11 protein-coding genes are annotated in these 13,669 nt (G+C 54.2%); 9 read left to right on the plus strand and 2 right to left on the minus strand.

All coding sequences use genetic code 11. The annotated features are described in order from the left end of the window. Window positions 1-139: 139 nt before the first annotated feature. From Q5705_04295 to yejF, 9 genes are all read left to right on the plus strand, one after another. The gene (locus Q5705_04295) at window positions 140-1,606 is read left to right on the plus strand and encodes a fructuronate reductase (protein ID WLI77786.1); all 1,467 of its coding nucleotides are present in this window, start codon (window positions 140-142) and stop codon (window positions 1,604-1,606) included. Window positions 1,607-1,721: 115 nt separating this feature from the next. Beyond that, on the plus strand, window positions 1,722-2,699 hold the full coding sequence (locus Q5705_04300; GenBank protein WLI77787.1) for a GTP-binding protein: 978 nt from the start codon (window positions 1,722-1,724) through the stop codon (window positions 2,697-2,699). Window positions 2,700-2,742: 43 nt separating this feature from the next. Next, a complete protein-coding gene (locus tag Q5705_04305) occupies window positions 2,743-3,444 on the plus strand; it encodes a phosphatase PAP2 family protein (GenBank protein ID WLI78967.1) in 702 nt (233 codons plus the stop codon). A gap of 423 nt (window positions 3,445-3,867) precedes the next feature. Further along, window positions 3,868-4,434 carry a bifunctional murein DD-endopeptidase/murein LD-carboxypeptidase gene (gene mepS / locus Q5705_04310; GenBank protein WLI77788.1) on the plus strand — a complete coding sequence of 189 codons (567 nt, stop codon included), beginning with the start codon at window positions 3,868-3,870 and terminating at the stop codon, window positions 4,432-4,434. 167 nt (window positions 4,435-4,601) lie between these two features. After that, window positions 4,602-6,158 carry a cyclic di-GMP phosphodiesterase gene (locus Q5705_04315; protein WLI77789.1) on the plus strand — a complete coding sequence of 519 codons (1,557 nt, stop codon included), beginning with the start codon at window positions 4,602-4,604 and terminating at the stop codon, window positions 6,156-6,158. 93 nt (window positions 6,159-6,251) lie between these two features. Then, window positions 6,252-8,060, plus strand: a complete 1,809-nt coding sequence (locus Q5705_04320; protein ID WLI77790.1) for an extracellular solute-binding protein — start codon at window positions 6,252-6,254, stop codon at window positions 8,058-8,060. 9 nt (window positions 8,061-8,069) lie between these two features. Next, on the plus strand, window positions 8,070-9,170 hold the full coding sequence (locus Q5705_04325; protein WLI77791.1) for a microcin C ABC transporter permease YejB: 1,101 nt from the start codon (window positions 8,070-8,072) through the stop codon (window positions 9,168-9,170). Further along, window positions 9,170-10,195, plus strand: a complete 1,026-nt coding sequence (locus Q5705_04330) for a microcin C ABC transporter permease (GenBank protein ID WLI77792.1) — start codon at window positions 9,170-9,172, stop codon at window positions 10,193-10,195. Before Q5705_04325 ends, Q5705_04330 begins: the two co-directional genes overlap by 1 nt. A gap of 1 nt (window position 10,196) precedes the next feature. Beyond that, window positions 10,197-11,786, plus strand: a complete 1,590-nt coding sequence (gene yejF, locus Q5705_04335) for a microcin C ABC transporter ATP-binding protein YejF (protein WLI77793.1) — start codon at window positions 10,197-10,199, stop codon at window positions 11,784-11,786. Between the two features lie 3 nt (window positions 11,787-11,789). Here yejF and Q5705_04340 read toward each other — a convergent pair whose 3' ends face one another. Both Q5705_04340 and Q5705_04345 read right to left on the minus strand, forming a co-directional pair. After that, window positions 11,790-12,134 (minus strand): YejG family protein, encoded by a 345-nt coding sequence (locus Q5705_04340; GenBank protein ID WLI77794.1) that lies wholly within the window; start codon window positions 12,132-12,134, stop codon window positions 11,790-11,792. A gap of 336 nt (window positions 12,135-12,470) precedes the next feature. Then, a complete protein-coding gene (locus Q5705_04345) occupies window positions 12,471-13,664 on the minus strand; it encodes a Bcr/CflA family multidrug efflux MFS transporter (GenBank protein ID WLI77795.1) in 1,194 nt (397 codons plus the stop codon). Window positions 13,665-13,669: the final 5 nt, after the last annotated feature.

Raw genomic sequence — 13,669 nt, forward strand, 5'->3', positions numbered from 1 at the left:
TTATTGATGGTCAAATCCTGCCACAACAATGATTGATCCAGCTCACATTCCCCGGATATTTACGGCATACCAATTCTTTTTGCTGTCATATAACTTTACACTGCATATTGTTAATTATTGGTTAATCAGGTGTATAGAGATGAAAACAATTGCCTCCGTCACGCTGCCCGCAACGGTGCAACAACCTCAGTATGATCGCACGCAGCTACGTTCGCGAATGGTGCATTTCGGCTTTGGCGCATTTCATCGCGCACATCAGGCGTTGCTGACTGACCGGGTGCTGAACGCACAGGGCGGCAACTGGGGGATTTGTGAAATCAGCCTGTTCAGCGGTGATGTGCTGATGTCGCAACTGCGTGAACAGCAACATCTTTATACCGTGCTGGAAAAAGGGGCGAACGGTAATCAGCCGATTATCGTGGGTGCGGTTAATGAATGCTTAAATGCAAAGCTCGATACCCTGGCGGCGATTATTGAAAAGTTTTGCGAACCGCAGGTGGCGATTGTGTCGCTCACGATCACCGAAAAAGGCTACTGCATCGATCCCGCCAGCGGCAAACTTGATCTTAGCCAGCCGCGTATCGAGCACGATCTTCAGTATCCTGATGAACCGCACTCCGCACCGGGGATTTTGGTGGAAGCTTTGCACCGCCGCCGTGAGCGCGGGCTGCCGCCGTTTACGGTGCTCTCCTGCGATAACATCCCCGACAATGGTCATGTAGTGAAAAACGCAGTGCTGGGCATGGCGCAAACGCGCTCACCGGAACTGGCGCAGTGGATTGAAGAACACGTCAGTTTTCCTGCGACGATGGTGGACAGGATCGTGCCTGCGGCCACGGACGAATCCCTGGCCGAGATAAGCGACGCGCTGGGCGTCTTCGATCCGTGCGCCATAAGCTGCGAGCCCTTTATTCAATGGGTGATTGAAGACAATTTTGTCGCCGGGCGACCCGAGTGGGAAGTGGCAGGCGCACAACTGGTGCAGGACGTGCAGCCGTGGGAGCAGATGAAATTGCGCATGCTCAACGGCAGCCACTCATTTCTGGCGTATCTCGGCTATTTGGCCGGTTTTGCGCATATTAACGACTGTATGCAGGATGACGCTTTTCGCCAGGCCGCGCGCCGCCTGATGCTCAACGAACAAGTGCCGACGCTGCGCATTACCGGGGTCGACCTCACCGCTTATGCCGATAGCCTGATTGAACGTTTCTCTAATCCGGCGCTGAAGCATCGCACCTGGCAAATCGCCATGGATGGCAGTCAGAAACTCCCGCAGCGCATGCTGGAAGGGATCCGCGTACATTTAGAACGCGAGTCCCAATGGCCGCTGCTGGCACTGGGTATTGCCGGGTGGATGCGTTATGTCAGCGGTGTTGATGATGCGGGCCAGGTGATTGATATTCGCGATCCGCTGGCCGATAAAATCCATGCCATTGTTGAGACCAGCAGCAGCGAAGAGCGCGTGACCGCGTTGCTGACACTGACAGAAATCTTCGGCACTGACCTGCCGCGTAACCCGGCCTTTGTTGATGCCATCAACCGGGCGTGGCAAACCATTGAAACCCAGGGTGCGCACGGTGCAGTGAAAAGTGCGTTGAAAAATTAACAATTTCTGCGTTTAACGCGGGCGGTTAATGCAGCGCGCCGTCCGCGCCCTTCTCTTTTTCGCCATTTTTAGCCAGGATTGAGCGTTGTTTTCATTATTTGACGCTGGAGTCCTTGTGACAAAAACCAACCTGATTACCGGCTTTCTCGGAAGCGGCAAAACCACCTCCATTTTGCATTTATTGGCCAATAAAGATCCGCAGGAAAAATGGGCGGTGCTGGTGAATGAATTTGGCGAAGTCGGCATAGATGGTGCGCTGCTGGCCGACAGTGGCGCATTACTCAAAGAGATCCCCGGCGGTTGCATGTGCTGTGTGAATGGGCTGCCGATGCAGGTCGGCCTGAATACGCTGTTGCGCCAGGGCAAACCGGACCGTCTGCTGATTGAGCCAACCGGGCTGGGCCATCCTAAACAAATCCTTGATATGCTCACCGCCCCGGTTTACGAGCCGTGGATCGATTTACGCGCCACGCTCTGCCTGCTCGACCCGCGTCAATTATTAGATGAGAAAACCCGCACCAATGAAAATTTTCGTGACCAACTGGCGGCGGCGGACATTATCGTCGCCAACAAACAGGATCGCGCCAGTGCGCAAAGCCAGCAGGCGCTGGAACACTGGTGGACGGAGTTCGGTGGCGATCGCCTGCAAGTGACCGCGACACAGGGTGCGATCGACGCCACGTTGCTTGATCTTCCGCGCCGTAATCTGCGCCAGCTTCCTGCAAGCGCTGCCCATGACCATGCGCACGCAGAGAAAAAAGGTCTCGCCACATTGAATTTACCGGCGCATCAACGCTGGCGTCGCAGCCTCAACAGTGGCCAGGGCCACCACGCGTGCGGCTGGATTTTTGATGCCGATACGGTTTTCGATACGGTGGGCTTGCTGGAGTGGGCGCGTCTTGCACCGGTGGAGCGGGTTAAAGGCGTAATGCGCATTCCCGAAGGGTTGCTGCGGGTGAATCGCCAGGGGCAGGATTTGCATATTGAAACACAAAATGTCGCGCCGCCAGATAGCCGCATTGAGTTGATTACCGCATCGGAGGCTGACTGGAACAGCCTCCAGTCAGCTTTGTTGAAGCTTCGTTTAGGTTAGTCGGACTAACGTTGCCACCGTGTTACTTACTTATGTCTGAATGATGAAAACTCGACTGCCTCTTATTTTGCTGATGAATGCCGCCGGACTGGCGCTCTTTATGTCGTGGTATCTGCCCGTGAATCACGGTTTCTGGTTCCGGCTGGATTCGGCTATTTTCCACTTTTTCAACCAGGGGCTTGTGGAAAGCCGCGCGTATCTGTGGTTTGTGGCACTGACCAATAATCGCGCCTTTGATGCCTGTTCACTGCTGGCGATGGGCTGTTTGATGCTCTCTTTCTGGCTACCGGCAGACCAGAACGGCCGCCGACGCGTGGTAATGATTGGCCTGACTATGCTGCTGCTGGCGCTGGTGCTGAACCAGCTCGGGCAGCATCTCATCCCGGTGAAACGCGCAAGCCCGTCGATCTCCTTTCCCGATATCTATCGTGTAAAAGATTTGCTTAATTTCCCGACGAAAGATGCGTCTAAAGATAGTTTCCCGGGGGATCATGGCATGATGTTGCTTATTTTCTCCGCCGTGATGCTGCGTTATTTCGGCAAAAAAGCATTTACCATTGCCCTGATAATTTTTGTGGTTTTCGCTTTTCCACGCGTAATGATTGGTGCGCACTGGTTTACGGATATTGCCGTAGGTTCACTGTCGGTGGTGTTGATTGGCCTGCCCTGGTGCCTGATGACACCTCTGAGCGATAAAATTATTGCATTGTTCGATCGTTATTTGCCCAACAGAAACAAAATTTAAACAATTGACAAACATTAATTAACAATATTCATTAGGGATCGTTTTCGATTCCTAATGTAAATTCCCGGCGTTGGCCTAATTCTGTCACTTCCCCGTGATAGCTATCGCTCAAAAAAAGCCCTGTTTGTGCGGTATTTACCTTAATTTGTCCGTTTTTTGAGCAAACTCATAATTTCGCTTTCTGTATCACAATTTCTTATAAAAAAGTGATGAAAACCACTCGCCTTGTATTAGATGTTCAGGTAACCTCGGTTCGTCTTGTCGCAAAGAGTGCTCTTAATACTCGTTGCGCGGTAATTTGTGCGTTCCAGTGCAAATTCAGACCCGACTATTCGTCTTGATGCATACAGATAATTAATCTTGCTGCGTTGGCATTTTTTATAACGATATTATCGTTAAGGACTTCAAGGGAAAATAAGCAACATGGTCAAGTCTCAGCCGATTTTGAGATATATCGTGCGGGCGATCCCCGCGATTGCAGTAGCGGTTCTGCTTTCAGCTTGTTCAACGAATACCGCAAAGAATAATATGCATCCTGAGACGCTTGATGTGGGTGAAAATAGTTCTTCACTGCAAGCTTCTCAGGATGAATTTGAAAACCTGGTACGTAATCTGGATGTAAAAAACCGCATTATGGATCAGTACGCAAGCTGGAAAGGCGTACGCTACCGTCTCGGTGGCGACACCAAAAAAGGCATTGATTGTTCCGGCTTTGTGCAGCGCACGTTCCGTGAACAGTTTGGTTTAGAACTGCCGCGTTCCACATGGGAACAGCAAGAAACCGGCAAGTCCATTTCGCGCACCAGTTTGCGCACGGGCGATCTGGTGTTGTTCCGGGCGGGTTCTACTGGTCGACACGTCGGCATTTATATTGGTAATAACCAGTTCGTTCATGCCTCCACCAGCAGTGGTGTGATGATTTCCAACCTGGACGAGCCGTACTGGAAGAAGCGCTACAATGAAGCGCGACGCATTTTGACGCGTAGTTAATCACTTTTTGCCGGTTACCCTTGGCCGTCATTAAGTTTAAAAACACTGCTCCGGCAGTGTTTTTTTATGCCTTCAATATGCTATACGACACTTTCCGGGTTATAGTCCCCAAACCCTGGCCGCTTCCCATGCGCGCCTCCATGAATATCTGAAATGGGTCCAGCAACATGTTCACCCGCAACGTTTCCTTTCGCCGAAAAGTTTTGCTGATAAGCCTTATTGCGGGTTTGCTTTCAGCACTGTTAGTAGGTGGGATCCAGTTCAGGCTTGAGCAAAAAAATCGTGAAGCCAAATACGATGCGCTACTCACTAGCATCCAGGCATCATTTTCCCGTTATTTTAATGACGTTCGCGCTACGGCCGAATCCTTACAGCCGCTCACGTTAAACCCCTGTCACGATGTCGCCAGCGAACTGACGGCAAAAGCCGCGTTCAGCGCCAATATTCGTGCCTTTCTGCTGGTGAAAGATGAGAAAGCCTATTGCTCTTCGGCGACCGGTGAAATGGATGAATCCATGAAGGCGCTGGTGCCGGATATTGATTTAAATAAATCGACCGACATGGTGATTTTATCTGGTACGCCGATGCAGCCCGACAGCCCCGCTATCGCGCTGTGGTTTCGCAGCCCGCTGCTGGATAACCGGGGCGTTTTTGCTTCGCTGAACATCACTCTCGCGCCTTACATGCTCTCCTCTTCACAACTTCCTGACCTGACAGGAATTGCACTGGGGATTGGCGACCGCGCACTCACCACCTTCGCCACCGGCACCGTTATTCTGAGCAACCTTGAGCAAACACCTTACCTGACACAGAAGGTTGAAGGTTCGCCCGTTACCCTTTACCTCTACGCGCAAAAATGGCGACCGCAAGATGTGCAATTTGCCGTGCTGCTGGGCGCAACTGTTGGCATGCTGGCGGGCTTGCTGAGTGCCTGGATTTTTTCTACCCACCTGCGCCCCGGCAAAGCGATTCTGACCGGCATAAAGCGCGACCAATTTTACGTCGTCTATCAGCCGGTCGTGAGTGCAGCAGAGTTGAAAGTCACGGGCCTCGAAGTCCTGATGCGCTGGAAACACCCGACCGCCGGCGAAATCCCGCCCGATGCCTTTATTCATTTTGCCGAAGCACAGCAACTGATCGTGCCGTTGACGCTGCATCTGTTTAAATTGATTGCCCGCGACGCGCCGGTGTTACAAACCCTGTTACCGGCAGGATCGAAGATGGGCGTGAATATCGCACCGGGTCATCTGCATGCCGCGAGTTTCAAAGAGGATATTCGCCAGTTCGCCCACGCACTGCCGCCGCACCATTTCAGCCTTGTGCTGGAGATAACCGAGCGGGATATGTTGCGTCACAACGAAGTTTCAGCGGTGTTTCAGTGGCTGCATGACGAAGGGTTTGAAATAGCCATTGACGATTTTGGTACAGGCCACAGCGCACTGATTTACCTGGAACGCTTTACCCTCGACTTTTTAAAAATCGATCGCGGTTTTGTAAATGCCATCGGCACCGAAACCGTCACCTCGCCAGTGCTTGATGCGGTGCTGACGCTGGCAAAACGTCTCAATATGCTTACGGTGGCGGAAGGGGTTGAAACGCCGGAACAGGCCAGATGGCTGCGCGAGCATGGCGTGCACTATTTGCAGGGCTATTATTTCAGCCGCCCAATGACGCTTGCGCAGTTTGTCGACTGGCAGCCGCCATCGTTTGCTGCAAAGCTTTAGGCTGAAAAATTTCACAACCGGCCGGGGCTCCCTTATTATTCAACGATAAATGTTAACGCGCCTGTCGCGTTGCGGGTCAAAGGGACACAGCGAATGAAGTTTGCGCGCATTTCGGCTCTATTATTGGCGTTTATCGGCCTGGCTTGTCAGGCTCAGACCATCAAAGAAAGTGGCTCATTTGCCGTTATTGGCGAACCTAAATATGCCGTCAACTTTTCCCATTTCGATTATGTAAACCCCGCCGCGCCAAAAGGCGGCAATGTCACGCTGTCGGTGATTGGCACATTTGATAACTTCAACCGCTTTGCCCTGCGCGGTAATGCGGCGGTACGCACTGAATCCCTTTACGACGCGCTGTTTACCACCTCCGACGATGAACCCGGCAGTTATTACCCGCTGATCGCCGAAATGGCGCGCTACGCTGATGATTATTCATGGATGGAGATAACCCTCAATCCCCGCGCGACGTTTCACGATGGTTCGCCGATTCGCGCCAGTGACGTCGCCTTCACCTTTGGCAAATTTATGACCGAAGGCGTGCCGCAATTTCGCCTGGTCTATAAAGGCACCACGGTAAAAGCCATTTCCCCGCTCACCGTGCGTATCGAACTGGCGAAGCCGGGCAAAGAGGATATGCTCAGCCTGCTGACGCTGCCGGTGATGCCGCAGAAGTTCTGGAAAGATCATAAACTCAGCGATCCGCTTGGTCGCCCGCCGCTCGGCAGCGGGCCTTATCGCATCAGCACCTGGCGGATGGGGCAATATATTGCCTATACCCGCGTGCGGGATTACTGGGCCGCTAACCTGCCGGTAAACCGGGGTCGCTGGAATTTCGACAACATTCGCTATGACTACTATCTCGACGACAATGTCGCTTTCGAAGCCTTTAAAGCCGGCGCTTACGATCTGCGTAGCGAAGCAGACGCCAAAAACTGGGCCACGCGCTATATCGGGAGCAACTTCAAACAGGGTTATATCGTCAAAGATGAACAGCCCAACACCTCGGCGCAGGACACGCGCTGGCTGGCGTTCAATACTCAGCGCCCGGTGTTCAGCGATCGGCGGGTGCGTGAAGCCGTCTCGCGGGTGTTTGATTTTGAATGGATGAATAAAGCCCTGTTTTACGGCGCGTACAGCCGGGCCAATAGCTATTTCCAGAATACTGAATACGCCGCGCGTAACTATCCCGATGCGGATGAGTTAACGCTGCTGGCCCCGCTGAAAGCGCAACTGCCGCCGGAAGTGTTCACGTCCATTTACTCCCCTGCCGTCTCGAAAGGCGATGGTTACGATCGGGAAAACCTGTTGAAGGCGGATAAACTGCTGGTCGACGCGGGCTGGGTGCTGAAAAACCAGCAGCGCGTGAATGCCAAAACCGGGAAACCTTTTGTCTTTGAACTGCTGTTGCCTTCCGGTGGTAATACCCAGTGGGTGCTGCCGTTTCAGCATAATCTTGCCCGCCTTGGCATCACCATGGAGATCCGCCAGGTGGATAACTCGCAGGCCACCAACCGGATGCGCAGCCGCGACTACGATATGATGCCGCGCCTGTGGCGGGCGCAGCCGTGGCCGAGCGGCGATCTGCAAATCGCCTGGAGTTCTGAATATATCGACTCCTCCTATAACGCGCCGGGAGTCAAAAACCCCGCCGTGGATAATCTCATCGCGCAGATTAACCGCTGGCAGGGAAATAAAGAGAAACTGTTGCCGCTTGGGCGCGCGCTGGATCGCGTGCTGACGTGGAACTATTACATGCTGCCAATGTGGTATATGGCGGCCGATCGCCTCGCATACTGGGACAAGTTCTCCATGCCCGGCATTCGCCCCGTCTACTCGCTTGGGTTTGATACCTGGTGGTATGACGTAAACAAGGCGGCAAAATTGCCCGCCGCCAGACGTTAAGGAGACGGGATGGGCGCGTATCTTATTCGCCGCTTATTGCTGATAATCCCCACCATTTGGGCCATTATCACCATCAACTTTTTTATTGTGCAAATCGCGCCTGGCGGGCCGGTCGATCAGGCCATCGCCGCGATTGAGTTTGGCGATCAGGGGAATCTGCCCGGTAGCGGCGGTGGCGACATGGGCGCAACGCATGCCCGCACTGGCGTGGGCGATGTGCTGAGTAACCAAAGCCATTATCGCGGTGGGCGCGGTCTGGATCCGCAAGTCATTGAAGAGATTAAACAGCGCTACGGTTTTGATAAGCCGATGTATCAGCGCTATTTCACCATGCTGTGGGACTATGTACGCTTCGATTTTGGCGACAGCCTGTTTCGCAGCGCGTCGGTATTGCAACTGATTAAAGACAGCCTGCCGGTGTCGATAACCATTGGGCTGTGGGGCACGCTGATTACCTATCTGGTGTCGATCCCGCTCGGTATACGCAAAGCAGTGTATAACGGCAGCCGCTTTGATATCTGGAGCAGCGCGCTGATCATTATCGGCTACGCCATTCCCCCGTTCTTATTCGCCATTTTGCTGATTATCTTTTTCGCCGGGGGCAGTTATTACGACTTCTTCCCGTTACGCGGGCTGGTTTCGACCCATTTCGATACCCTGCCGTGGTACAAGCAGGTAACTGATTATTTGTGGCATATCACCCTGCCGGTGCTGGCGACGGTGATTGGCGGTTTTGCCGCGCTGACTATGCTGACCAAGAACTCGTTTCTTGATGAGATCCGCAAACAATACGTGGTCACCGCGCGCGCCAAAGGGGTGAGCGAGCGCAACATTATGCGCAAGCATGTGTTTCGTAATGCGATGCTGCTGGTGATTGCCGGTTTTCCGGCCACCTTTATCAGCATGTTTTTTACCGGCTCGCTGATGATTGAAGTGATTTTTTCCCTCAACGGCCTTGGCCTGTTGGGCTACGAAGCGACCGTCTCGCGGGATTACCCGGTGATGTTTGGCACGCTCTATATTTTCTCTCTGATCGGCCTGCTGCTGAATATCCTCAGCGATATCAGCTATACGCTGGTGGATCCGCGTATCGATTTCGAGGGGCGCTGATGTTTCAACTTAGCTACGTTAACCAGGCGCGCTGGGCGCGGTTTCGCCACAACCGCCGTGGATACTGGTCGTTGTGGATTTTCCTGCTGATTTTTGTGCTTAGCCTGTGTGCCGAACTGGTGGCGAACGACAAACCGTTGCTGGTGCGCTATCAGGATCGGTGGTTCGCGCCGGTAGTGAAAAATTACAGCGAGAGCGATTTCGGCGGCCCGCTTGGCACCCCTGCCGATTACCAGGATCCGTGGCTGCAACAGCAGCTAAAAGAGCATGGCTGGGTGCTATGGGCGCCGGTACGTTTCGGCGCGCGCAGCATTAATTACGCCACCACGGAGCCGTTCCCTTCCCCGCCGTCGGCGCAAAACTGGCTTGGCACCGATGCCAACGGCGGCGATGTGCTGGCGCGTATTCTGTACGGCACGCGGATTTCGTTGTTGTTCGGCCTGATGCTCACCCTGTTATCCAGCGTGATTGGTATTCTGGCCGGTGCGGTGCAGGGTTATTACGGCGGTAAAATCGACCTGTTGGGGCAGCGCTTTATTGAGGTGTGGTCCGGCTTACCGACGCTGTTTTTGATTATTCTGCTGTCCAGCGTGATCCAGCCCGATTTCTGGTGGCTGCTCGGCATTACCGTGCTGTTCGGCTGGATGACACTGGTCAGCGTGGTGCGCGCCGAATTTCTGCGCACGCGCAATTTCGACTACATTCGCGCCGCCCAGGCGATGGGCGTCGGCGATCGCGGCATTATGCTGCGTCATATGTTGCCGAACGCAATGGTGGCGACGCTGACATTTCTGCCGTTTATCCTTAGCGGCTCGGTGAGCACCCTGACTTCGCTCGATTTTCTCGGTTTCGGCTTGCCGCTCGGCTCTCCTTCTCTTGGCGAGCTGCTGTTACAGGGGAAAAATAATTTGCAGGCGCCGTGGTTAGGGATCGCCGCGTTTGTCTCCACCGCCCTGCTGCTCTCGTTATTGATATTTATCGGCGAAGCTGTGCGCGACGCGTTTGATCCGAATAAGGCGGTATAAGATGAGCGCTCCTCTGTTAACAGTTGATTCATTAACCATCGCTTTTCGCCAGCAAGGTGCGTTACGCACCGTGGTGCAGGATTTATCGCTGCGCGTAGAGGCCGGTGAAACCCTGGCGCTGGTCGGCGAATCCGGTTCCGGCAAAAGCGTCAGCGCGTTATCTATTCTGCGTTTACTCCCCTCGCCGCCGGTGGTGTATCCGTCCGGCGATATTCGCTTTCACGGCGAATCCCTGCTCCATGCCAGTGAACGCACCCTGCGCGGCGTGCGCGGCAATAAAATTGCCATGATTTTCCAGGAGCCGATGGTTTCCCTAAACCCGCTGCATACGCTGGAAAAGCAACTTTATGAAGTGCTCTCCCTGCACCGGGGAATGCGCCGGGAAGCCGCGCGGGCCGAGATGCTCGATTGCCTGGATCGCGTCGGCATCCGTAATGCCCGCAACCGGTTGAGCGATTTCCCGCACCAGCTTTCCGGCGGCGAGCGCCAGCGCGTGATGATTGCGATGGCGTTGCTGACCCGCCCGGAGCTGCTGATTGCAGACGAACCCACCACCGCGCTGGATGTGTCGGTGCAGGCGCAGATCCTCACCCTGCTGCGTGAATTACGCGATGAGCTGAATATGGGTTTGCTGTTTATCACCCATGATTTAAGCATTGTGCGCAAGCTGGCAGATAACGTGGCGGTAATGCAAAACGGCCAGTGCGTGGAGCAAAACCGTGCCCCGGCGCTGTTCAGCGCCCCGGCGCATCCTTACACGAAAAAGCTGATTAACAGCGAACCCCACGGCGACCCCGTTACGCTGTCGCCCGCCAGCCAGCCGCTGTTGCAGGTGGAAAACCTCGGCGTCAGCTTCCCGGTACGCAAAGGGGTGTTTAAGCGCGTGGTTGACCACAATCAGGTCGTGAAAAATATCAATTTCACCCTGCATCCGGGGGAAACGCTCGGGCTGGTGGGCGAGTCCGGTTCCGGCAAAAGCACCACCGGCCTGGCCCTGCTGCGCCTGATACGCTCGCAGGGCACCATTTTGTTCGACGGGAAACCGCTGCATCTGTGGAACCGCAAGCAGATGCTGCCGGTGCGCCATCGCATTCAGGTGGTGTTTCAGGATCCGAACTCGGCGCTGAACCCGCGGCTGAACGTGCAACAAATTATCGAAGAGGGTTTGCGGGTGCATCATCCCGAACTTTCGCGCGAGGCTCGCGAGCAGCGCGTTATCGAAGTCATGCAGGAAGTAGGTCTGGATGCACAGACGCGGCGGCGCTATCCCGGCGAGTTTTCCGGTGGCCAGCGTCAGCGTATTGCCATTGCGCGGGCGCTGATCCTCAAACCGGAGCTGATTATTCTGGATGAACCGACCTCATCTTTAGACAGGACAGTGCAGGCGCAAATCCTCGCCTTGCTGAAGTCACTCCAGCAGACGTACCGGCTGGCCTATATTTTTATCAGCCATGATTTGCACGTGGTGCGCACCTTGTGCCATCAGGTAATTGTGCTGAAAGAGGGCGAAGTGGTGGAACAGGGAGAGTGTCGGCGTGTCTTTGACGAACCTCAGCAGGCGTATACACGCCAGCTTCTGGCGCTGAGCTGAGGTTCAGAAAGGGTTGTAGTTCGAAAAGGGCTCTGCGATAGCAACGCCAAAGTTTTTCAGGCGGCAGGTGGCGGCGAACTCATCCTGGCGGTTAACGAACAGGCACGGTTCCCCTTCGCACTCCACAACGGAACAATCCACTTCGATATCGCTAAGCGCCTGGCTAAGTGTATGCATCACCGGCCAGGCTTTTTCGCCGTCCGGGCTTAACAGTTTCAACGCCACCAGCGCATCTTCCGCAGATTGACCATTTTGCGGAATCGGTTCAACTTTCGCGCCTGCAAAACCATCGAGCCAGCGATAGCACTGGGGCAAACGATGGATGATTGAGAGCTGTAATGTATTCACTTTCTTTCCCCAGAAGCACGTTTACTTCACAAATATTTCACACTTATATTAACACACTATTGACAAATCATCCTGCCAGTCACGTAGAAAAGGTCACATCCCGCGTAGCGTGTGGGCTAGCCGCTCATTTATCAGGGTCTTATGGGAGCGAGGGCAAGCCAACTTTTCGGCTATATGTACCCGTTTCTGCGATCTAACTCAACTTTTTTCACTACAATAGTGTGACTTTTTACACCAAGAGATTTTACATAAAATAAACAAACATGTCTGAAGGTAAGTGGTTTCAGGTTGACATGTATCAAAGAAGGGAGCGTTTTCGCTCCCTGTTCAGGCGGGTTATGCCGGTTTTTTTGCCCGGCTGGCGTAGAGATAGAAAAGAATGGAGCAGGTCGCGCAGAAGGTGATTGACCAAATCATCGGCCAGGCGGAGTTGAATGTCGCCAGCGACAACAGCGCACCAACAATGGCCCCAATACCGAAACGGAAGGTGCCCGCCAGCGATGACGCCGTACCCGCCATATGCGGAAACTCGTCGAGAATAACGGCCATCGCGTTGGAGGCCACAAGCGAAACGCAGCCGACAAACGCCGCCACGCCGACAACCAGCGCCCAGAAACCGACATCCAGCAGCGCGGTCACCACCATCCACAGCGCCATTGCGAACTGGATCCACAGCCCACTGCGGAACATGTTCAGCGCCCCGACCCGGCGCACAAAGCGGCCATTAATGATGGTCATCACAAACAGGAACACGATATTCAGCGCGAAGTAGTAACCAAAGTCCTGCGGCGAGACGTGGTTAATTTCGATATAAACAAACGGCCCGGCGCTGAGGAATGAGAACATCCCTGCAAAGCTGAAGCCGCTCGCCAGCATATAGCTGAGCACGCGTTTATGGCGAAACAGCGAGGCAAAGTTGCCGAGCGTGGTACGGATACGGAATTTCTGCCGCTTTTCGACCGGCAGCGTTTCGCGGATAAACACGGCAATCATCACCGATGCCAGCAGCGCGGCAATCGCCAGGATCCAGAAAATTGCATGCCAGTTAAACCAGACCAGCACCGCGCCACCGATCATCGGCGCCAGCAGCGGCGCAATGGTGGTGACCAGCATCACAAACGACATCATGCGCGAAAACTCTTCTCGCGGGTAGATATCGCGCATCAGGGCGTTAATCACTACACTTGCAGCCGCGGCGGCAAGGCCGTGGAAAAAGCGCATGGTGATTAATTGCTCGATACTCTGCGCCAGCGCACAGGCCACGGCGGCAGCGGCGAAAATCAACGTGCCGCCAAGAATGACCGGCTTACGCCCGATGCTGTCGGCCATTGGCCCGTAAAGCAACTGTCCCAGCGCGAAGCCCAGAATATAAGTGCTGAGCGTCATCTGCGCGCTGCCCGCCGGTACGCCAAACTGGCCGGCAATCACCGGCAACGCGGGCAGATACATATCAATAGAGAGCGGCATTAACATGGCCAACAGGCCAAGAATAAACACAATACTCAATGATGAGTGTGGCCTGCTGGTCACGAAAG

This window comes from Kosakonia sp. H02, assembly GCA_030704225.1.
GTDB lineage: Bacteria > Pseudomonadota > Gammaproteobacteria > Enterobacterales > Enterobacteriaceae > Kosakonia.